Genomic DNA, 22,816 nt, shown 5'->3' with positions numbered 1-22,816 from the left:
CCAACGTCTATTGTCCCTAATTTCTTGTTTTTTTATTCCGATATATATAATAACCTGGATAAGCTATAATGAATCAGCCAATGTGTTGAAAGAAGGTATATGGAATGGATTTATGGACAACATCACTTTTAAAAAAAGGAAGGCCTCTCCTCCCTCTGCTCATCCTTTCAGCAAGTATCGGTCTGGCAGGATGTAAGGACGCCGGTTCTACTAATTCCTTATCGACAACAACAGCGAATATGGGAGATCGTAAGGCCGTTTCCTTCTGGGTGGCTACAGATCTTCACTATCTGGATAAAGGACTACAGGACGGAGGCCAAGCTTTCCAGACCTATGTGAACGGAGGAGACGGAAAGCTACTTCCTTATATAGATGAGATTACTGAAGCCTTTGTCTACGATATAAATCAGCAGAAGCCTAACTTTATCATTCTTAGTGGAGATATCACGAATAATGGAGAACGCAGCAGTCACGAAGAATTAACAAAAAAGCTACACCGAATTGAAAAGGCAGGAACCGCAGTTTATGTTATTCCTGGGAATCATGATCTATTTAATCCTTGGGCAAGAGCCTTTAAAGATGATAAACAGATCGTTGTCGATAGTATCACGGATAAAGAATTTGCTACAATGTACGGTCAGTATGGGTATGATGAAGCACTGTTTCGTGATAAGGAAACGCTCAGCTATGTAGTAAGAGCCGCTCCAGGTTTATGGCTCCTGATGATCGATAGCAGCCAATACTCAAATAACCGTAAATTCGGCTTTCCCCAGACGGACGGACGAGTGGCTCCATCTACTCTGAAATGGATAGACGAGTCTGTGAAGTCTGCAGCCAAGGAACATGCCTCCATTATTACTGTTCTGCATCATAACCTGTTGGACCATACCAGTATGTCTATCTCCGGATTTAAGCTGAATAACAGCCAGGAAACCATGATGAATTTCCGCAAAAACGGCCTTAACCTAGCTTTATCAGGGCATATTCATATGCAAGATATACGCCTTGATCCTGACCCTAATAATAAATCAGCAGATTCTATCTTAAGTCCCGTTTATGATATCGCTACCAGCGCTTTTGCAGTTAACCCTCACCAATATGGGGCTATGTCCTTTGATCCTAATACTAGGTCTGTTAACTACAAGTCGGTGCCTGTTAATGTTGAAGGTTGGGCTAAAGCTAACAAAATTTCAGATCCTAATCTAACAAGCTTCAAAGCTTATGCTGAAAAAAGCTTCGCAAAGGGTTCGTATACCAAAGCTTACAACAGTCTAAAAGAAAGTGATTTTACAGAAGAACAAAAAGTATCGATGGCCGAAGCCATGTCTGCTCTAAATGTACGGTACTTTGCCGGGACTGCTGGAAGTCGCGTTGCAGACCTCATGGATATGCCGGGTTTCAAGTTATGGAATGAAGTGACTGACGGGTTCATTCCTGGTTATATACAGACTATGATTGCCCCTAAGGAACCAGATAATGTGGCCCTGGAAGTTGTTCTGACAAAAAGATAATCAGATAAAAGAAGCCCGACTCCCTCCGCAGTTATGCGGTATGAGTGCCGGGCTTATTGTTTGGGACGTTTTAAAGATAGTAACAGCAATGACAACTATTCACGATCAATTAAGATATAGCCGTCGCTGTCCTTTTCTATTGTTGCTTGTAAGGATTCTACCAAGATACGAAGCGGTACATAAGTGTCTCCATACTCATCCACGAATACCTTGGTTTCAAGCTTAACCTTAACTCCGTCAATTACAGCTACATTTGAGCCAATTTTGAAACTGAGTTTTTTGCCGCTAAGATCATCCGTTACAATAATCTGGCGGTTTGCTCCATCCCATTCTACTTTGGCATCCAAATCTTGAGCTACATAACGAAGAGGAACCATTGTTGTATTACCAACAACAACCGGATAATAATATTCATCATCAGGAGCGATAACTAATGATTTTTTTGTAATACCCATATCCTCTTTCAGGATACGATATGCATTTGAATTCACATCAAAGTTTCTCATGGTTTGACCTGGAGTAAGCGGGATGGAAGATAAATCAAGTGCACCCTCAGTACTCATTTGATCAGCCGTAACCTTGCCGTTGATATTCCAAGATTCACTTTGCGCTTTGAAGGAAATACTCTTCAAAGGAAGATCTTCGCTAGATGGCAGCGCTACGTTCAATTCCACGTTCTGCTTGCGAACATGAAGTCCGCTGTCCACAAAGAGGTCCACGCTTAGTTTCGTATCCTTGCTTAATACAGTCTTCAGTTCCGGTGTGGTTTCATACAGGTTATCTAGCTGTTTGTCATAAACCAACAACACAGCATCAACTGCAAGTTTTACCGCATCTTGAAGGACTGTCACAACATCTTCTTTATTGTCCAGTGGAATTTCTCCCAAGCCTAAGAGCTCATCGGCAGAATCACCAGCTGATTTAATGATAGGAAGTAAATAATCATATAAACCGTTAAGAAGCTCTGTTAAGCCTTCTGCATCCTTAGATACTGATTTAAGGAAAGCTTTAAGAAGTGCAGGAAATTCCTCTCCTGTAACTTCAGCATGTAGTTTAGTCATGCTTACTTGCTCTCCATAAACAGCCTCTGTAACCGGGCTTACCTGAATTACGGAAGGATTCGGCAGGTTCTTGACCACAAAGCGGGTCATGATTTTGGATACTTCCTCGGCCTTAGCAGTATCCAGACCTTCCTCACCTAGCAATGCTTGATAGTCAGCAATAGGGTAGTAGAATGGCTGCTTAGCACCTTCTACAGTAAATACCACAGCTTCCTTATCTAAGTATACTGAGAATGGCAAGTTCAACTTTTTAAAAATCACAGAACCTTGGGCAGAAATATTACCATTGTCCTGAAGCTTAACATGACTAACATTTAAGGAGAATGAATTGATAAGTTCGATCATGTCCTTATCCTCTTGGCTAATACCAGCTGCAGGTACAGCATTTAAGGAGAACGTCATATTGGATTCTGATGATTTGATGTCGACGTTTCCGATCAATGCTTTTGTGGTATCAAATCCACCAATGGATTGACAGCCTGCCAGGATTAATAATACTGCGATGAAAGGGACAAACCATTTTGAGCGTGCGATAAATTTCCTCATTACATTTCTCCTCTACCTGGGATAATTTGATAACCTGTTTATTATCTCAGTAAGGGTAAGATTTGTAAATTATCAGTTTTTACTTAATTAGAATATAGTTTTATTAAAGCTAGTATCAACAGGTGCCCCGGGTAAAAAGACCACCATGCTATTCGTGGGACACGCCGCTTCTCTAAATGTCCCCAAAAGGCTGGAACGAAAACAATGATAAATGTAGGCAATAAGCTTGCCATCTGTATAACCCAACCGCTATAGAATAAGTAAAAGGTATTCAGTAACAAATGACCTAGTACCATCCAATAAGATTGGGTATAGCGATAAATCAGCACCAGCAGCAACCCGTACGCTCCATAGTCGACAGGGAAATAATCCATAATAACACTAACTCCAGCAACCATTATTAACCCAAGCCATGGGTTTGGAAAACGATCCAGTACTACCAAGACAAGAGCAGACAAAAGTAATGTAAATACGACATTTAGTCCATGAGGATCTAGCGCCAGATTATAGGGCAGCTGTGCCAGAACTGCAATCAACAGCAGTCGTAATAAATATTTCGGTTTGGAGGATGTATGAAGATGCCCTTGAACGAGGGCGTAACAATAGATCGGAAAAGCAATTCTTCCGACATACCTCCAAGCCATATCCTGTGGAAAAAAGATATATCCGATATGGTCAATCAGCATCGTTAACATGGCAATAAGCTGCAAGGGGGGCCTCCCTCTTTTTTTTCCTTATATTATCTAATGATTTGCCCATCTCCGCAAGTTGCGAAAATAAGCCGCTCTCCGAGGTGAATCGGAAGCGGCTGGGAAGATAAATATCCTATTAAGAGGTTTTCGATTTATTGTAGATATCAAATCCAACTGCCAGCAGGAGCACAAGTCCCTTGATCCCTTGCTGCCAGTCTACACCCAGACCTACGAGAGACATCCCGTTATTCATAACACCCATTACGAGACCACCAATTATAGCCCCGATTACGGTTCCGATCCCCCCTGAAGCAGAGGCCCCACCGATAAAGCAAGCGGCGATAGCGTCAAGCTCGAAGTTAGTACCCGCTTTAGGTGTTGCTGAGTTCAGTCGGGCTGCGAATACAAGTCCGGATAAGGCTGCTAATACGCCCATGTTAACGAATACCCAGAATGTAACTCGCTTCGTTTTAACACCGGAAAGGCCTGCTGCCTTCTCATTACCACCCAATGCGTAGATGTGCCGGCCCATGGTCATCCGATTCATCACGAAGGAGTATATAGCGATAAGCACCAACAGAATTACGAGTATGTTCGGAATCCCGTTATATTGAGCCAGTACAAAAGTGAATGCATTAATTACGAGGACAAGCGCAGCTGACTTAGCAAAAGACAGCCAAACTGAGGATTGTTCGAAACCGTATTTGGCTTGAATTTTACGGGTTTTGAATTCCTGATACACAACTAGTGTGGAAAGAAGGACGCCTATTACAAGCGTTAGCACATGCATCGTACTTCCATTAAATAGATCGGGTATAAATCCCGAACTGATTTTCTGGAATGACTTCGGAAAAGGAGCTATCGATTGCCCATTTAACACGATCATTGTCAAGCCACGGAACAACAACATTCCCGCCAGCGTAACAATGAATGCCGGTATTTTGATATAGGCTACCCAGAACCCCTGCCAGGCACCTACAAGTGCACCCATTAACAAGGATAGAATAACGGCGAGTACCGGATTCATTTGCATGTCCACCATCATTATTGCTGAAAATGCACCAATAAATGCGGCTACCGACCCTACAGAAAGGTCAATATGACCGGTAATAATGACTAACACCATCCCGATTGCCAGCACAAGAATATAGCTGTTCTGGAGGATCAGGTTAGTTACGTTAAGCGGCTTTAGCAAAATTCCATCTGTAAGGATTTGAAAGAAAATGGATATAAAGATCAGTGCAATAATCATGCCGTATTGGCGGATATTTTTTTTGAAAAGTTCACCTATGGCTCCCATTTGGTATTACCCCCTGCTTCGTGTCATGTATTTCATTAATATCTCCTGCGTCGCATCCTGACGATCTACTTCTCCGCTGATATGCCCTTCATTCATAATGTAGATCCGGTCACACATCCCAAGAATTTCCGGAAGCTCCGAGGAGATGACTAGCACACCTTTACCTTCAGACGCCAGCTGATTGATAATTGAATAGATTTCATATTTGGCACCTACGTCAATACCACGGGTAGGTTCATCCAAGATGAGAATATCCGGCCCCGTATAGATCCATTTACTCAGTACAACCTTTTGCTGATTACCACCACTGAGATTAACTGTTTTTTGCAAGATACTTGGTGATTTGATATTCAGCTTTCTACGGTATTCCTCCGCAACCAGCACCTCTTCGTTCTCGTTAATAACACCATACTTGGAAAGCTTCTTCAGACTGCTCAAAGAAATATTGCGCTTAATATCATCAATTAGAATAAGCCCATAATGTTTGCGATCCTCAGTAACATAAGCTAAACCATGCTCCATGGCCTTGTTAATGTCCGTTAAATGTACTTCCTTACCGTGCATGAATACTTGACCACTGATGCGTTTACCGTAAGATCTGCCAAAGACACTCATGGCAAGCTCAGTTCGCCCAGCACCCATCAACCCTGCGATCCCCACCACTTCACCGCGGCGGATATTCATATTTATATTATTCAGCATTTTGCGATCCTGTTGAGTCGGATGGTACACATTCCAGTTCCGGACTTCAAAGATTGTTTCTCCAATCTCTGGAGTACGTTCGGGATATCGATTCGTCAGATCACGCCCAACCATTCCCTTGATAATGACATCTTCGGTAACCTGATCTTTCTTCATATCAAGGGTCTGTATCGTCTGGCCGTCACGAAGAATCGTTACAGAATCCGCTATCTTCTCGATTTCGTTCAATTTATGCGAAATGATAATGGACGAGATCCCTTGTTTTTTGAGCTCCAAAATAAGCTCCAGCAGATTCTCACTATCATCCTCATTGAGTGCCGCAGTGGGTTCGTCGAGAATAAGCAACTTAACTTCCTTGGAGAGTGCTTTTGCGATCTCTACCAGTTGCTGTTTACCGACCCCGATAGTAGATACCTGTGTAAACGGCGATTCCTTAAGGCCGACGGTTTGCAGCAGTCCTCTTGTCTTAACCGTCGTTTCGTTCCAGTTGATCACCCCACGCTTCGCCTGCTCATTCCCGAGGAAGATGTTTTCCGAAATCGACAAATACGGAATTAACGCCAGTTCTTGATGGATAATAACAATCCCAAGACTTTCGCTATCCTTTATATCTTTGAACTGGCAGACCTGTCCTTTGTATAAAATATCTCCATCATAGTTTCCGTGAGGATACACACCGCTGAGCACTTTCATCAGAGTAGATTTACCGGCGCCATTCTCTCCGCATAAAGCGTGAATTTCGCCCTCTTTAACCTTTAAGTTAACATTTGAGAGTGCCTTAACCCCGGGAAACGTTTTGGTTATTCCCTTCATCTCCAAAATGTAGTCTGTCAATGCTTTTCACCCAGCTTTCCTTGTGACTGTAATAACGGAAGCGGCAAGCGGGCTTTATTCAGACCCACCGCCGCATCCTCATTTTTTCTATCCAGTTAACTAAGTAGATCACTGGATATCCATTACCGGCTAATTATTGACCGAGTTGATCTTTAGTGTAATATCCGCCTTCTACGAGAACCTTATCTAGATTAGTAGCATCAACAGATACCGGCTCCAGCAAATATGCAGGTACGATTTTGACACCATTGTCATAGGTTTTTGTATCATTCACTTCTGCTTCTGTTCCTTTAAGCACGCTTTCAGTCATCTCAACCGCTTTCTTTGCAAGCTCACGAGTATCTTTAAATACGGTTTGTGTCTGTTCGCCAGCCAAGATAGATTTCACGGAAGCAAGCTCAGCATCTTGACCTGTTACAACTGGAAGCTTCTTGTCTCCTGAACCATAACCAATACCTTTAAGCGAGGAGAGAATACCGATACTGATACCATCATAAGGTGAAAGTACTGCATCCAGATTGTCGGAAGCATAGTTCGCGCTCAGCAGGTTATCCATACGGGCTTGAGCTGCTGCTCCATCCCAACGAAGGGTGGCAACTTGATCCATAGTTGTCTGTTTACTGCGAACAACCAATTTACCGGATTCAATATAAGGATTCAGGATGGACATTGCTCCATCAAAGAAGAAGTAAGCATTGTTATCATCCGGGGAACCGCCGAACAGCTCAATATTGAAAGGTCCCTTGCCTTCTTTCAGTCCAAGTTTTTCTTCAATGTATGAGCCTTGAAGCACTCCGACTTTAAAGTTATCGAAAGTAGCATAATAGTCTACATATTCACTTTTTTTGATTAATCGGTCATAAGCGATAACTTTTACGTTGGCATCATGTGCTTTTTGCAGGACATCTGTCAGAGCCTCGCCGTCGATTGAAGCGATTACAATTGCATTTACGCCTTTAGTGATCATATTCTCAATTTGGGAAACCTGATTCTCAACTACGTCCTCAGCATATTGAAGGTCAGTACCATAACCCAGCTTCTCGAACTCTTTTACCATGTTGTTGCCGTCATTAACCCAACGCTCCGAAGATTTGGTAGGCATTGCAATCCCGACCTTACCTTTGTCTCCTTCAGAACTGCCACTAGAACCATTTCCACAAGCGGATAAAATAAGTACAAGTGCCATCGTCAACATCATCCATGAATACTTTTTCATTTGGCAATACCCCCTGAACTATTCTTTGTCTTTACGAAAGCCAATGCTTCGTTTGACAAGTTGAGTATAGCAAGGCAGTGTGGGTGTGGTATTTACAATGAAACTACTGTTTTTATAAAAATCGAACCTTTGTTAGCGTTTTCATAAATAGGCGCAAAAAATAAGGGAGTTCCAATCACCATATAAATGGCTAAAGGAACACCCTTATCTTTAGAGCAACACTTTAGGGAGAGCCGTATTACATTCCTTCGACGACGGTGCTGGAAACCCCCTCTACTTTTACAGACATGTAAACGTCTATGGGATCCTCTCGATCTACTTTAAAACCAAACCGTTCATAAAGACGTCTAGCAGAACTGCCTTGTAGAACATTCAATGTTACACGTTTTCCTTTTACATCATTTTGTTCAAGCAGTTTTTTTAATACTTGACTGCCGACTCCATTACCTTGGTAAAGGGGTTGAATATAAAAATGTTCCAATAAAAAACCCTCTAACGTCGGTTTAAAAGCTATGCAGCCCACAAAAGAAGCGTCTGCCTCAATGATCCAAGTATAAACGGCTTCAAATGCATTACGGAATCGTTGGCGAACTTTCTCTTCATCAAACCTTCCCAACCTAGTTAAATCATCACGAAGTACAATAGCCCGTAAATTAGCGAGGGTCTCAACATCTGAATTCTGGGACTTGCGAAGAGTAATCTCTTTCATCTAATTGTAACAACTCCTTGTTTACCTAAGTTACACTGCCATCTTCCGGAGTTGCCCCTTTGCGGAATTGCAGAGGAGATACACCCGTTTGCTTTTTAAAAGAGGTACTGAAATAATGCTGAGTCTCATAACCTGTCCGCTCTGCAACTTCATTAACACTCATATCCGTTGCATTCAACAACTGTGCAGCCTTCCGAATTCGAATCTGTGTCAAATAAGCCCCAAAGGACGTGCCTAGTTCCTGCTTGAACAGCCTGCTGAGATAAACCGGAGAAGCCTGCAGCATGCCTGCCATTGAATCCAGAGTCAAGCCATATTCGCTGTAATGCTCTAGCATGTATTGCTTCGCTCTTCGGACTAAAGGGGATAACGGCACTTCCTTAGAAAGAGTTACTCTACACTTGCGGTAGGCGGCAGAAAGCTCTGTAATGTCTCCCTCAACCAGCTCAATACCAACCTCTACGGCGATCTTCAGGTGAAGTCGGACCTCTTGTTCCACACGTGCCAGCACGGCCTCTGCGTTATTCTCCCATAAAAGAACAACAATTAGACCGGTAGTATCACGAAAAATAGCTTTAGGATATTCATTTAATAACTCCATGGTAATATTCTCTATCGCAAACAAAAACAGCTGCCGTTCGTTCTCCTTCATTCCTGAGTTCTGTACTTCCCAACGCCAGCGGATAATGCCTAGCAATTCAGGACGAATTAAAGGCAATTGCAAAAAGTTGAGCTGTTCCATAATCTCGGACGGACTCAAGTTGCCGTCGAGCCATTCCTGACAGAAGCGCTCACGCAGCAACGGGAAATTTTTCAGGATTTGCCTGGAGGCCTGCTCCAAATGCTGACTCTTCTGTCGCTCGGATTCCAGCTCATCCCTTATCCCCCGTATCACCTGTGTCAGTTGTTTTGGATCAGCAGGCTTAAGAATATAATCATTAACTTGGAGTCTAATCGATTCCTGAGCGTAAGTAAACTCATCATGTCCAGTAATCACAATGATCTTGCAGGCTGGCAGTTTCTCTCTAAGATTTTTCATTAGCTCGATTCCGTGCATAATAGGCATATTAAGGTCAACGAGCGCAATATGAATACTGTGCTTCAGGGCATTTTCCAGCGCTTCCTCGCCATCCTCCGCTTCCGTTACAACCTGCAGCCCCAGGCCTTCCCAATCCACCGACTGCCGAATTCCTTCTCGAATGATGTACTCATCATCCGCAATCATAACTCTCCAGCGTTCCATAGCATGTACCTCCATGTGCAGTTACTCTATATGCTTTTATGCGTGTTATAGCTATCTCGGACAATTGGATGGCGAACGATCACGGTAGTTCCGGTTCCTATTTCACTATCAATGTGAAGACCATATTCTTGACCGTATGTTAGACGAATCCGCGCCTGAACGTTCAGAATACCATATCCGCTCCCCGTACTATCAGGTACATGTTGCTCCGCACCTGATTCCTGCTCTAGCCCTATTCTGTCCAGCTTCTGTCTTAACATAGCAAGGCGGTCCGGCGGTATACCGGCTCCATTGTCCCGAACGGTCATGTAAAGATCCCCTTTTGCCTCGGTCACTTCAATAGAGATATGTCCTGGGCCACGCCGCTCTTTGATCCCGTGATAAATCGCATTTTCTACAATCGGCTGCAACAAAAGCTTCAGTACATAAAACTCCTGCAGCTGCGGATCTGCTTCAATACTATAGGCAAGCTTGCTGCTGTACCTTACCTGCTGAATTTTCAAATAGCTGACAATATGCTCGAGTTCATCCGCCAAAGGAACAATGTCACTTCCCTTGCTTAATCCGAGACGAAATAGCCGTGATAGTGAATGTACCACTTCCGCAATGTCTTCGGCCCCTTTATTGCGAGCCATCCAATGTATCGTATCCAAAGTGTTATACAAGAAATGCGGCTTAATGTGGGCTTGCAGGCTGCGCAGCTCCGCTTCCCTCTTCTGCCTTTCCTGTAGTTCTGTCAAAGAAAGCAAGCGGGATATTTGTGCCAGCATGGCATTAAAACTTCGTCCCAGCATCCCAATTTCATCGGAACGCTCGCCCCAGTACCGTATGGTTAAATCCCCGGATTCCGCTTTGCTCATAAATGACATCAGCTGTCCGATAGGCCGTGAAATAGAATAAGCCAGATAAAAAGATGCCGTCATGCCCAGCATGCAGACCACGAATACAAAGGTGACGACATTAAACGTAATTTCTCTGACCCCATAGGCTGATTCCTCCATCGGAAAAACACCCAAAGTCGTCCATCCGGTAAATGGAGAGGTTCTGTAAATCATCTGTATATGCCTTCCATCCACCTTCTCTGAGGAAATACCAGAAGTTTCAGTGAATAGCTTCATAGGTATATTCTTGATAAGTGGATGCTGCGGTGTATATATCATATCCCCGCTGCTGTCCACCACTGTTAAATAACCGGTTTTGCCAAGTGTAACATCTCTAGCTGTCTCTGCAATAACACGAAGCTTCAAATCCACCAGCACAACACCTTGCACGACTTGAGTCTCCGGATCAATAATGGCTCTTACTGCGGATACAACTTCACTTTCCTTATAATCTGCATGTGACCTTACTGCCCGACCATAGGGATGTCCAACAATTTTGAAAATCCCCTTATTATCAACAGCTGCCTTATACCACTCTTCGTCCGTGACACTAGTTCCAGAGCGCGTATACATCTCATTACTAATGAAATCGCCCCCGCTGTTCACCACCATGATACCAGCGATTTCCGAGCTCAGTGTCGTGAATCCCTGTAGAAATTTACGTATATTATATTCAGCAGATTCACCGCTGGTGGTTCCCGAAATATCAGTGGATATCCCTTTCGCTAAAAACTTCTGAACCCCTGGATCGAAGGAGATTAAATAAGTGATCTTCTGCAGATTCTCAACGTCATTCTCCAGTGCCGTATTAACTTTTCCAATCAACTGGATCGTATTCTCATTACTCTGATCTTCAACAATACGGTCTACAGTCCAGCCTATCAGCAGTCCTAAGCCGATGGAGGGCAAAATACTAATGAGTAAAAAGTGTACAATTAGCTTGTAGCGTAAAGGTAGATTATTTAACTTCAGACTGTCCATCGTAATTCGTGATTTACGGGTCATTGTTCAACCCTCCTCTTGCAGCAGTTACTTTGCATAGTAGTTATCCACATTTGCCCGCGTAACTACATCAATTCCTGTATTCACCGTATCTGGAACCGTCATAGGCTTGTACTGAGAATATCCCGAAGGCGCGGCAGCAAGATCACGATTAAGCTGAAATAGTTCCATAAGTGACCAATACCCCATATTCCAAGTACCCTGGGCCATAGTAGCTGAGATGATGCCGTTTTTCACTAAATCAAGAGTTCCCTTGTCAGTGTCAAAGCTGATGATTTTGGGAGATACTCCTGTCCCTTTATGTGCTTGTACCGCTTCAGCAACACCTATACCGCCATTCGATTCTGTAGCAAATATTCCTGAGAGCCCCGGATAGCGTGTTAGTATTTGTTCAGCGGCCTCTCTGGAATAGACTTGATCACCCCGTCCATCCTGAACAGCAACAACCTCCATTCCCGGGTAATCATTGATTATAGTGTCACGAAAACCATCTGTACGCTCCTGATGATTATGCTGATCGGGTGTGGTAACAATAGCTATCTTGCCGGCACTCCCTGTCAGTTCGGCCATTTTGTGGGCTGCTTCTATTCCGGCACTATAATTATCCGTGCCCAAAAAGGAATAGGCCTTGCTATTCGGTGCTCCTGAGTCAAATAGGACTACGGGAATACCGCTCTCCACCGCTTTGTTGATAGTAGCGGTTAGAAGCTTGGAGTTTACTGCCGAGATGGCAATTCCTGCAGGCTTTTTGGCAATTACTTGCTCAAGCACGGTCATTTGTTCATTTGCATTATGTTGAGTAGAACCATGATATTCTACGGAGACATTCAATTCTTCGGCCCCGTCCTCGAAGCCCTTCAGGACACTTTTCCAATAATCGATCCCACTCTGAAAAGTAACCATAACATAGGTATCTTCTATATTCCCCCGTAACCCAGTTGTCTCCCATGGATCTGCAGTTCGTGCCTGAAGCTTGTAATTCAGTACATATACGAGGAAAATTCCAATTAGAAAGACATAAACAAGCCACAGCTTTTTCATACTGAAACCCCTTTCAATTGTGAATATGGGTAAAGTGACCCATGCCCATCATACCCCTTTTAATTTACAAAATAAATATCTATTTCACAAATATATAAAGAAAAGAGGCTCACGGAAGTCTCCTTCCATAATGCCTCTTCTAAGTAAAAATAATACCTAAAACTATGCTTTCACGTACAAACGGCTGCTTTCTTCCCAATATTCCCCTGGCTGCAAACTGAAGAGTCCAATTTCGTCTGCTGGCAGGTCAACATGCGGGGCATTCACCAGATTGATTTGCGGTTCCGGGCAAAAGAAACCTTCTGTAGCAAAGTTGTTCCAGATCATCCATTGTTTATAGGAGGTTCCTACATCATAAACAAGGGTCACTCCTGCTTTGCTATCCGTGAGTTCCATTCGATTGCGTCCGTTTTGTGCTACAGCGGTGTAATGGTTGTCCATAGCTGCATAAAAAGGATACACGCCTTCGTTGCGAAGAGCTACTTCCTCCGGCTGCAGCTCCTGATAACCACCTGTAGGCAGCATCCGTTCGTTCAGCTCCCAACGATCACCGATCGTAAGCTTAACACGATAATCCTGAGCCGAGCTTCCAGGTGCAAACGGAGCATTGACCGCGGTATGGAACGCCAGCAGACAAGGCATGATATCGTCCCCGTCATTATGCACAAGAAGCTGTTGGGACAATCCGCCCTCTCCAAGGGTATAACGCAGCTTAATGGTATATTTATGTGGGAGATATTGATAGGAATCATGATTTTCATCTACTTGTATCTTCACGGTAACAAAGCTTTCGCTTACGCCGCTGCCGAATTCCTCAACTTCCCAGGCAGCTGTATGTAAGAACCCATGCAAATGATTGCCTGTTGCGGCTTCATTGACCGGAAACTGGTACACTTGTCCATTCCACGGAAACTTTCCATCTTCGTAACGATTTGGAGGAAACAGCACTGGTATTCCATGAATGCCCGGGTTTTGTCTGAAAGCTTCCATTTCCTCTGCACCAGGCTCGTGCAGAAAACGGTAACCGTTTTCGGTATCACGGAAGCAAATTAAATTTCCCCCGATTCCAGGCAGCACTGCTGCCTCATAACGTCCGGCTTTCAACCAAATAGCAGCTTCGCCTTCATATTGTCCTTCAAATGCTGAAATTGACATAATAACTATAACTCTCCCTTCCAGAATCAAAAAATATCTCTGCACTTGTTAGATTACCACAACTTGCCTCTGAAGCGACATGTCAATTTATAATTGCTCTACTTCAACACTCATTACATGGTTGATATGCTTAACATCATAATAAATTTCGGTAGCATAATCCCTGTCCGGTGCAGACAAAACCATGTCTATCAATTGTCTTCCGTCTTCTAAATCTTTAATTTTCATTCTGCGGATCACTCTAGTGCCGCCTTTGGACTTCTTGTTCTCATTTTCTTGGCGGTTCTCAATTTTTTGAATTACTTCGGTTAAGACATAGTTGGCTTCCATAATAATTTTGACGGAGACCTCATGTTTGTTCAATCCCTCCGGGCCAATCGCCTTGATTAAATGCGGAACCACATTAACCGCGAACATTAAAAGCACTACAGCATAAGCAGCCTCAACATAAAAGCCCGCCCCTACCGCTATTCCAATCCCGGAAGCCGTCCAGATTAATGCTGCCGAGGTTAAACCGGAGATTGCATCCCCGCCTCTTCTGAGAATAACTCCTGCTCCCAGAAAACCGATCCCGCTTACAATTTGAGCTGCCAACCGCATTGGGTCCATATTAGGATGGTTGGGATTTGCGAATTTGTCGTATGCATGGATGGAGACAACAGTGACAAGACAACTTGCGATACTAATGACCATACTGGTCCGAATCCCCAACGGCTTCTGTTTCAGTTGCCGGTCAATACCGATGAAAAGCCCGAACAGCATGGCAAGAAGTAATTTGACTAACGCTTCTGTGTGCATTTGCATAGAAACCTCTCCTTAACTTGATAAACACAGTATATTATAACGGATAACAAGTGATTTGATTATTATTATTTTATTTATTCTATTTAAGATGAACGTAAAATGTTAACTTAAGCCTCAGGAGTTACTACAGCGAAGATTTGACTTCCGGCCGCTGTTGTCGTAAGACTTTCTTTGATTTAACCTTCTTAAAGCGGTTGAAATCCGGATAGAGCTTCTGCTTTCGAAGCGAGCTTTCCTACGGAAAGCTTTTGAGCGGTTGCTATCGCTCCCACAGTTCCAATTTTCCCCAGGATTATTTTAGAAGGAATTTTTCCTACTAAGTTAAGGATTGAACCACCTATTGAGTTATTTAGTGGTAATTTTTCCCTCTAAATTCAGGTTTTAGCCTCAAAAAGCCTCAAAGTGGATAATCTCCTAGCATTTAGAGGGGATATTTCCCTCTAAATGTTGATTACAAGGTTTTATTTGTGATTTAGAGGGGAATTTTCCCTCTAAACTTTATTTGCCACGGATTCAGACTCCTAGTAGCTAACTGGATCAAACACAAACTTGTAATTATCCGTTACTGGAGAACAATCAAATCAATTTAAGTTGAGAATATACACCAAAAAGACTTGAATATGTTGTCTCATTCCAGACTTCATATCCAAGCCTTAATTGGGTCGTAGCTTATTGGACAATCCTATCCAAGCATCATTCGATCATCAGCCAGCTTGTGGCCGCTTATCGCTTCAAATTCACCTAGAAGACGTTCAACCGTAAGATCCTTTTTACGTGTCTCATCAATATCCAGAATCACGCTTCCCTTGTCCATCATAATCAAGCGGTTTCCGAGCCGTATAGCCTGCTCCATATTATGAGTGACCATAAGTGTGGTCAATTTCTTCTCTCGGACTATGGTTTCTGTCAGCTTCGTAATCAACTCTGCACGGGAAGGGTCCAATGCTGCTGTATGCTCATCCAGTAACAAGATTTGGGGTTGAGTGAAGGTGGCCATAAGAAGGCTTAGTGCTTGTCTCTCCCCACCGGAAAGCAGGCCAACCTTCGCACGCAGCCTGTTCTCCAACCCGATTCCCAAGTGTTCCAGCTGCTCACGGAACAGATTGCGCTTCGCTGAATTCACACCGAACGACAGTCTCCGGTTTTTGCCGCGCTTATACGCCATCGCCAAATTCTCTTCAATCGTCATATGCGGAGCGGTCCCAGCCATCGGATCTTGAAAGACCCGACCAATCCAACGGCTTCGTTGATACTCAGCCAGATGGCTTATTGAATTACCTTCAATCCGAACTTCACCAAGATCTGGCTTCATTACACCGGAAATGATATTCATCAGAGTGGATTTACCAGCCCCGTTGCTACCAATTATCGTAACGAAATCTCCAGAATGCAGTTCGAGGTCTATGCCCAGAAGCGCAATTTTTTCATCGGGTGTCCCGGGATTAAAGAGCTTGGTTACATTATCTAGCTTTAGCATCGATATTGCCCCCCTTCTTACTGTTAAGGGCCTGTTCAGCCAATTCAATGGTCCGCTTCCGGGCCGTGCTTTTGAGCTTCAGGAACCGCTGTACAGAAGGGAATACAAGAGCAACAATAACAATGATAGCAGTAATCAGTTTCAGATCGGAAGCCTCAAGCCAGTCAACTCTCAAGGCAAGTGCCACTACTATCCTATAGACGATGGAACCAAGTACAACCGCCAGTGTTGCGCGGAACACACTCCCTCTTCCAAAGATAGCCTCACCAATGATCACAGAAGCCAATCCGATAACAATCATACCAATACCCATAGAGGAATCGGCAAAAGCCATGTACTGGGCGATTAGGGCTCCCGAGAGCGCAACCATTCCGTTCGACAGGCTTATACCGAGAATAGTCGTATTATCTGTGTTTACTCCAAAGCTTCGAATCATACGTGCATTATCACCAGTTGCCCGCAGTGCAAGACCCAAATCCGTTCGCAGGAAGAGATCCATAAGCACCTTCACAAAAATAACTACAAAAGGCATGACAAGTAGCGGATTTATCGAAGTGAAGAGAGAGTCATCTCCCATTAATGAAACATTGGGTTTCCCCAAGATCCGTAAATTAATAGAGTAGAGCGCAATCATCATCAGAATTCCTGACAAGAGGCCGTTTATTTTTCCTTTGGTGTGAAGCAGCCCCGTACACATTCCGGCAGCCATCCCTCCGCCAAATGCAGCCAGCGTTGCCAGCCACGGTGAGAAACCATTAGAAATCATTACAGCAGCAATAGCACCGCCTGTTGTATAGCTTCCGTCCACGGTTAGATCAGGAAAATCTAAAATTCGAAATGTAATATATACTCCTAGAGCCATAAAAGAAAATAACAGCCCCAGTTCAATAGCTCCAATTATTTGTTCTGACATAGGTGACTTCCTCCCTCAAACGGCAGAGGAGCGCTCTCTTAAGGAAACGCTCCTCACATCTCTAATGTGTCTTATTGAATAATATTATTGGTTTGATCAGCAACATCTGCCTTCATAGCATCTGTTACTTCAATACCTTGGGCTGCAGCAGCCTTAAGGTTGAGAATAAGGTCCAGCTTTTCCTGCATCGTAACTTTTAAATCGCCGACTTTCTTACCATTCTTGAGAATCTCTACAGCCATTTGCCCTACTTGGTATCCATGGTCGTAGTATTTAAATCCAACTGTTGCAAAAGCACCCTTCTCAACCGTATCACGGTCACTTGCAAAGAACGGCATTTTATTATCATTAGCGGTCTGAATGATCGTATCTACTCCGCTAACCACCGTATTGTCCAGTGTAATATACAATGCATCTGCTCGGCCTATAAGTGATTCGGCGGCCTGTTTCACTTCAGAAGTATTCGTAATGGCTGCCTTTACTAACTCAATTCCATGCTTATCGAGAGCTTTCTTGGCCAAATCTGCCATGATAACTGCATTCTGTTCGCCTTCATTAATAACGAGCCCCAGTCTCTTTACCTTAGGAAAGTTGGCTGCAATATAATCCATCAGTCTAGTAATGGCTTCAGGATTAGTATCCGATGCGCCGGATACATTACCGCCCGGGTGCTCTAGATCAGTAACAATTTTGGCATCCAGTGGGTCAGTAACAGCTGCGAAAAGAATAGGTGTGTCGTTCTTCATCGATTGCACAACGGCTTGAGCGGAAGGTGTCGCGATGGCAAGTACTAAATCATTGTCATCCGCCGCAATTTTCTGGGCGATCGACAGATTGTTGGTGGCATCCGCTTGTGCATTTTCGAAATCCACTTTCAGGTTCTCACCCTCAACGATTCCAGCGTCTTTTAACGCAGCTAGAATCCCTTCTCGGGTTGCATCAAGTGCAGGATGCTCTACATATTGTGATATGGCAATTTTGTATGACTTCGCCTCAGCATTGCCCGCAGCTGCATTTCCTGCGTTCGTACCAGTACCTGTATTCGTGTTCGCAGCAGAATTATTATTTCCGCAACCTGCGGCAATCAGTGCCAAACATAAACTTAAACCCGCCCAGACTTTTTTCTTTTTCATCTCAATACCCCTTTTCGTTTACGGTATCAGCGCGTGCATTGGAAGTAGCGCTACAGCATTGTCGCTTTTATAGATAAAAGCGTTAAAGTGTAAGCTCCCACAAACCTTACATATGCCTAGGAAAATCTATTAAACTAATATTATATGGAGGTTGAATATCCGTCAATCATTTATGCACCCGCCATATTTTACAAAATAAGCACAATCTCAATTTTTTATTAATGAAGAGAGTTGATTTCCTTGACATACATTGCCTTACTCTGAATACATAAAAAAACGCCCTCTGCACAAACTTAACTTACAGTTTATTCGGGGAGCGTGTGACATGATTTCTTTTCAGCAAAAAATTCGATCTATCCTAATTCTGACGGTTGTTATCTCGACTGGTACAGCTTGCGGCAATACACAAAACGCGAACACTCAATCTGCCGACTCTAGTTCACAGTACAGAACAGCTTCCTCAAGCTATATCGAGAAATCTGCAATAACAGATCAGACAGGTAAGACATGGGTTCCGCTTGAACCTGCAATAGCCTCTCTCGGATACCGTATTAAAGATGAATCCTCAACCGGAGGCTACGCCAAAATCGGCTACAGCGATGTGATGTACATGATGCGTCCTTCTTCGAGGAAAGTATACTCCCTTGGCAAGCAGTTCTACTTACCGGAAGCCCCACAACGACGAAACGGTCATATTTATTTGACGACCACCTCGTTATCGAAATTACTGCAAACTAAGGTAAGCGTAAATTCAAAAAACGGTGAGGTTATGATAGACACCCCTACAGAGCCTATAAATAACAACCAGGTTCAGTCTTTCCGAATCCAAAGTAGTACTTCCGTGGATACTGATGAATTAGTTTCCTACGCTAGAAGGTTTATGGGTGTTCCGTACGTATTTGGAGCTGGACCCTACGAGGATACCAAGACCTTTGACTGCTCTTCTTTTACCCGTCATGTATACCGAAAATTCGGTGTCAACTTGCCGCGGTTAGCCAAAGATCAGGATAACTTGGGGCGGCGTGTCGATCGTAGCGAGCTACAGCAAGGCGACTTAATATTCTTTACTGTACCCGGACGGTTTAAAAGTAATGCGATTCCTGGACATGTCGGCATTTATATCGGAAATGGTAAGTTTATTCACACCTGGGGTGACCCTGGGGTACAGATAAGTGATTTGGATAAAGGTTATTGGAGTGATGTTGTTCTTCATATGCAGCGTATTCATTAAAATAAACTCCTAAAAAAGCGTACCTGCCTCTGTCGGGCGGGTACGCTTTTTTATTGTGAATACCTTATCACATACCTTAGCGGAACATCCCCCATAGACGAATAAGATGAAAGGTGTTATTAGGGTCAATTTTCTGAGCAATAATAAACTTTACAATTTGTTCTTCTTGTGTAGATGTTAATTTCTCACTCATCACACCTGCTGCATTGCGCACCAGCCTACGTACAATCGCACCGTCCTGAAGATCCTTCTTAGAGATTCCATTGATCATATTTTTAACACGTTCCTTGATCGCAGGATTCTTCATCTTCAGCTTAATCCGTTCAACGAGCTGTGGGCTGATTCCAAATTGCTGATAATTCAAGCTCGGCACCCCCAATCATATCCAATCTTGCTTAGTATATGTTGGAGAAGTGCCGCATGTGCCTAATTAATCAATTAAATCCCCTTGGAAAATCTGCTCGCCCTGAAGATAACTCCGTAACGGAGCGAAGTCAGGAGAAGTCCAGAATTGAGCATCCTTAAGCAATTCCGCCGCATCGTCCCGTGCTTGTTCTAGAACATCGAAGTCAGCAGTCATGTCCGCCAAGCGGAACTCCGGCAATCCGCTCTGCTTCGTCCCGAAGAAATCTCCGGGTCCACGCAGCTCCAAATCCCTCCGCGAGACTTCGAATCCGTCATCCGTTTCTGTCATAGCGCTCATCCGTTCCCGCCCAATTTCAGATTTCGGATCAGCAACCAGTACACAGAAAGAGGCGTGCACTCCTCTGCCTACCCGCCCACGCAGCTGGTGCAGCTGTGACAAGCCGAAGCGGTCCGCATCCATGATAACCATCAGTGTAGCATTCGGAACGTCAACACCAACCTCTACAACCGTTGTGGAGACCAGCAATTGCAGTTCATTGCTATAGAACGCGCGCATAACCTCGTCCTTTTCACTCGGAGTCATCCGTCCATGCAATAACCCAACTTTAAAGTCCGGAAAGGCCTGACTCATCTGAATATGGAGATCAATAACATTCTGAACATCCAACTTGTCCGACTCTTCAATGAGGGGACAAATGAGATACGCTTGCCGCCCTTGGCCTACCTCACGTCTAATTAGCTTTAATACTCTCTCCATAAGATCATGCTTCACCCAGTAGGTAGTAATGGGTACACGCCCTTTGGGGCGCTCCGACAGCGTAGACACATCCATATCCCCAAATACGGTAATGGCCAGTGTACGCGGAATAGGGGTGGCTGTCATCGTAAGTACATCGGGGTTGTAGCCTTTACGGCGCAATACACCGCGTTGATTCACTCCGAATCGATGCTGCTCATCCGTCACAACCATCCCAAGACTCCGAAAGAACACATCCTCCTGGATCAAGGCATGGGTTCCTACAACAATATCCGTCATCCCCATTTGGAGTGAAGCTAATAAATCTTTACGTTTACGTCCGTTTACGCTTCCTGTTAGCAATCCAACCGTAATCCCAAACGGCTCAAACATCTTCGTAAGAGACCTCATGTGCTGCTCAGCTAAAATCTCCGTTGGAACCATAAGAGCTCCCTGAAACCCTGAGCGAACAGTGGTGAATAATGCAATGGCAGCCAGAACAGTTTTGCCTGAGCCTACATCCCCTTGCAATAACCGATTCATACAATAGGGAGAGCGCATATCATGGAGAATTTCGAGCTCCACAGTTTTTTGTGCATCTGTCAGCTCAAACGGAAGACTGCGGACAAACTGCCGAATCGTAGCGTTATCCGCGGTATGAACAACTCCGTCCATCCGTCCGCGATTTAGTACACGGAAAGCTTGTACCTTTAATTGAAAAAGAAACAATTCTTCGTAAACCATACGCCGCCGGCCCTGCTGCCCTTCCTGACTGTCCTCAGGCTTGTGAATCGTAGCGATTGCCCGTTTCCGGGGCATGAAATCGTATTTCCTCATAATCGAATGAGGTAAAATTTCCGGGATTAGATCGCCGAACTGCTGCAAGGCCTGATGAATAACTTTTCTAATCCATGACTGCGTAATCTTGGCACCTACAGAATATACAGGCTGCAGCGTACCCGTCTTTCCTTCACCTCGGTCAGGAAATTCATAATCAGTTACTGTAATTTGATTCCGCTTCTGATCCCACTTGCCTGTAAGAACAATTTCCCGCCCTATGGTCAGCTGTTCACGTACATATTGACGGTTGAACCAGGTCGCAGTGAACATCCATGGCTCCGCCACCATTTTGCAGCTTAGACGTGATTTGCCGCCGAAACGTTGCAGCACAGGTATGCCGATCACTTTGGTTTCCAGGGTAACTTTATCCCCATGCTTTACCTCGCTTAACGTTCGAGGCCGATAATCCTCATAGCGAAACGGATAATATTCCAGCAAATCCTTCACTGTAGAAACGCCAAAGGCGTGGAGCTCGCCTTGCTTTTGAGCGCTCACGCCAGTTATTTTCTTAACTTCAATTTTATCTAAAGAATGTGTCATGTTCATCCCTCATTATGCGGGCCAGATGAATACGGCTAAAGTTCCGTTTCCGACATGGCTGCCAACCACAGGACCTATGTTGGTTAGCACTTGCTCTTCCAGCGTGAAATGCCCCGCCAGTTCGTTAAGGAATTCCTTGCCGGACTCCGGTTCAGCGGTATGACCCACAGCCACATTAATTTTATTCACACCCTGCAGATCTGCCTTGAACAGCTCGATCATACGGGCAACTGCCTTCTTCCGTCCTCTGACCTTCTCAACCGCATAAATAACACCTTCGGAGTCAATCGAGAGAATCGGTTTGATATTCAGTAATGTACCCAGTACAGCAGAAGCTTTACCGATCCTGCCTCCCTTTTGAAGATACTCCAACGTATCCACCAAAAAGTACAATTTACGGGAAAGACGCAGCTTTTCTACGGATTCCAGAATTTCCGGAACTGATTTACCCTCTGCAGATAATCTGGCCGCGTGAGTTACCATTACACCGAAACCGTAGGACGCAGAAAGGGTATCCACAACCGTTATCCCTTCCCCCTCTTCCTCAAGCATGGATTTAGCCAGCATTGCGGATTGGTAGGTCCCACTTAGAGCGGAAGAAATATGAAGGGAAAGAATAGAACTATCCGGATAACGCTCTAAAATAGTCCGGTAAACATTCATATACTCTATCGGTGACGGTTGAGAAGTAGTCGGCAGCTGTAGAGAACGGGGAAGACGCTCATAAAACTGCTCTGGTGTCATATCCAAATTATCCCGGAAAGCTTCTTCGCCGAACATTAATGTCAATGGGACTACCTCAATACCCAGTGCTTCCGCCATTGCTGGCGGGATATCGGAAGTACTATCGGTTACGATTATGGTACGATTCATAGATTGCCTC

Annotated in this window: 19 protein-coding genes; 2 read left to right on the top strand and 17 right to left on the bottom strand. The window is 44.2% G+C overall.

Features of this window, described 5'->3' with window-relative positions; all coding sequences use genetic code 11:
* The first annotated feature begins 104 nt into the window (after positions 1-104).
* Positions 105-1,511: a metallophosphoesterase gene (locus tag J2T20_RS07500; RefSeq protein WP_307587059.1), complete on the top strand. Its 1,407-nt coding sequence runs from the start codon at positions 105-107 to the stop codon at positions 1,509-1,511.
* A 95-nt stretch (positions 1,512-1,606) separates the two neighbouring features.
* Here J2T20_RS07500 and J2T20_RS07495 read toward each other — a convergent pair whose 3' ends face one another.
* The 14 genes from J2T20_RS07495 to J2T20_RS07430 all read right to left on the bottom strand — a co-directional run bounded on the left by J2T20_RS07495 (position 1,607) and on the right by J2T20_RS07430 (position 18,220).
* On the bottom strand, positions 1,607-3,118 hold the full coding sequence (locus tag J2T20_RS07495; RefSeq protein WP_307587058.1) for a copper amine oxidase N-terminal domain-containing protein: 1,512 nt from the start codon (positions 3,116-3,118) through the stop codon (positions 1,607-1,609).
* An 83-nt stretch (positions 3,119-3,201) separates the two neighbouring features.
* Positions 3,202-3,828, bottom strand: a complete 627-nt coding sequence (locus J2T20_RS07490) for a TraX family protein (RefSeq protein WP_307587057.1) — start codon at positions 3,826-3,828, stop codon at positions 3,202-3,204.
* A gap of 118 nt (positions 3,829-3,946) precedes the next feature.
* Positions 3,947-5,110, bottom strand: coding sequence for a multiple monosaccharide ABC transporter permease (mmsB, locus tag J2T20_RS07485; RefSeq protein ID WP_307587056.1), 1,164 nt, complete (start codon positions 5,108-5,110; stop codon positions 3,947-3,949).
* Between the two features lie 6 nt (positions 5,111-5,116).
* Positions 5,117-6,646: a multiple monosaccharide ABC transporter ATP-binding protein gene (mmsA, locus tag J2T20_RS07480; protein ID WP_307587054.1), complete on the bottom strand. Its 1,530-nt coding sequence runs from the start codon at positions 6,644-6,646 to the stop codon at positions 5,117-5,119.
* A gap of 133 nt (positions 6,647-6,779) precedes the next feature.
* Positions 6,780-7,862, bottom strand: coding sequence for a multiple monosaccharide ABC transporter substrate-binding protein (chvE, locus tag J2T20_RS07475; protein WP_307587052.1), 1,083 nt, complete (start codon positions 7,860-7,862; stop codon positions 6,780-6,782).
* 238 nt (positions 7,863-8,100) lie between these two features.
* Positions 8,101-8,571 (bottom strand): GNAT family N-acetyltransferase, encoded by a 471-nt coding sequence (locus tag J2T20_RS07470; protein WP_307587050.1) that lies wholly within the window; start codon positions 8,569-8,571, stop codon positions 8,101-8,103.
* 25 nt (positions 8,572-8,596) lie between these two features.
* Positions 8,597-9,814 (bottom strand): response regulator, encoded by a 1,218-nt coding sequence (locus J2T20_RS07465; RefSeq protein WP_307587048.1) that lies wholly within the window; start codon positions 9,812-9,814, stop codon positions 8,597-8,599.
* Between the two features lie 26 nt (positions 9,815-9,840).
* Complete coding sequence (locus J2T20_RS07460) at positions 9,841-11,700, bottom strand: cache domain-containing sensor histidine kinase (protein WP_307587046.1); 1,860 nt, start codon at positions 11,698-11,700, stop codon at positions 9,841-9,843.
* 24 nt (positions 11,701-11,724) lie between these two features.
* Positions 11,725-12,738 carry a substrate-binding domain-containing protein gene (locus tag J2T20_RS07455; protein ID WP_307587044.1) on the bottom strand — a complete coding sequence of 338 codons (1,014 nt, stop codon included), beginning with the start codon at positions 12,736-12,738 and terminating at the stop codon, positions 11,725-11,727.
* Positions 12,739-12,900: 162 nt separating this feature from the next.
* Complete coding sequence (locus tag J2T20_RS07450; protein ID WP_307587042.1) at positions 12,901-13,893, bottom strand: aldose 1-epimerase; 993 nt, start codon at positions 13,891-13,893, stop codon at positions 12,901-12,903.
* Between the two features lie 87 nt (positions 13,894-13,980).
* On the bottom strand, positions 13,981-14,691 hold the full coding sequence (locus J2T20_RS07445) for an MgtC/SapB family protein (RefSeq protein ID WP_307587232.1): 711 nt from the start codon (positions 14,689-14,691) through the stop codon (positions 13,981-13,983).
* A gap of 688 nt (positions 14,692-15,379) precedes the next feature.
* Positions 15,380-16,174: an ABC transporter ATP-binding protein gene (locus tag J2T20_RS07440; protein WP_307587040.1), complete on the bottom strand. Its 795-nt coding sequence runs from the start codon at positions 16,172-16,174 to the stop codon at positions 15,380-15,382.
* Entirely contained in the window at positions 16,158-17,087 is a 930-nt protein-coding gene (locus J2T20_RS07435; protein WP_307587038.1) for an ABC transporter permease, read from the bottom strand. The genes J2T20_RS07440 and J2T20_RS07435 overlap by 17 nt, the downstream gene beginning before the upstream one ends.
* Positions 17,088-17,158: 71 nt before the next feature.
* Positions 17,159-18,220: an ABC transporter substrate-binding protein gene (locus J2T20_RS07430; protein ID WP_307587036.1), complete on the bottom strand. Its 1,062-nt coding sequence runs from the start codon at positions 18,218-18,220 to the stop codon at positions 17,159-17,161.
* A gap of 325 nt (positions 18,221-18,545) precedes the next feature.
* Here J2T20_RS07430 and J2T20_RS07425 point away from each other — a divergent pair, with 325 nt between their 5' ends.
* Positions 18,546-19,451 (top strand): C40 family peptidase, encoded by a 906-nt coding sequence (locus J2T20_RS07425; protein ID WP_307587034.1) that lies wholly within the window; start codon positions 18,546-18,548, stop codon positions 19,449-19,451.
* 76 nt (positions 19,452-19,527) lie between these two features.
* On the opposite strand, the gene J2T20_RS07420 is transcribed toward J2T20_RS07425, so the two are convergent.
* From J2T20_RS07420 to J2T20_RS07410, 3 genes are all read right to left on the bottom strand, one after another.
* Positions 19,528-19,815 (bottom strand): stage VI sporulation protein F, encoded by a 288-nt coding sequence (locus J2T20_RS07420; protein ID WP_036654895.1) that lies wholly within the window; start codon positions 19,813-19,815, stop codon positions 19,528-19,530.
* A gap of 66 nt (positions 19,816-19,881) precedes the next feature.
* Positions 19,882-21,933 carry an ATP-dependent DNA helicase RecG gene (gene recG / locus J2T20_RS07415; RefSeq protein WP_307587033.1) on the bottom strand — a complete coding sequence of 684 codons (2,052 nt, stop codon included), beginning with the start codon at positions 21,931-21,933 and terminating at the stop codon, positions 19,882-19,884.
* A gap of 12 nt (positions 21,934-21,945) precedes the next feature.
* On the bottom strand, positions 21,946-22,806 hold the full coding sequence (locus J2T20_RS07410) for a DegV family protein (RefSeq protein WP_307587031.1): 861 nt from the start codon (positions 22,804-22,806) through the stop codon (positions 21,946-21,948).
* Between the last annotated feature and the right edge of the window lie 10 nt (positions 22,807-22,816).

The sequence above is a fragment of the Paenibacillus wynnii genome (genome assembly GCF_030812855.1).
Taxonomy (GTDB): domain Bacteria; phylum Bacillota; class Bacilli; order Paenibacillales; family Paenibacillaceae; genus Paenibacillus_AQ; species Paenibacillus_AQ wynnii_A.
Note: the sequence above shows the minus strand (reverse complement) of the source record. Positions and strands in the feature narration are given on the sequence as shown.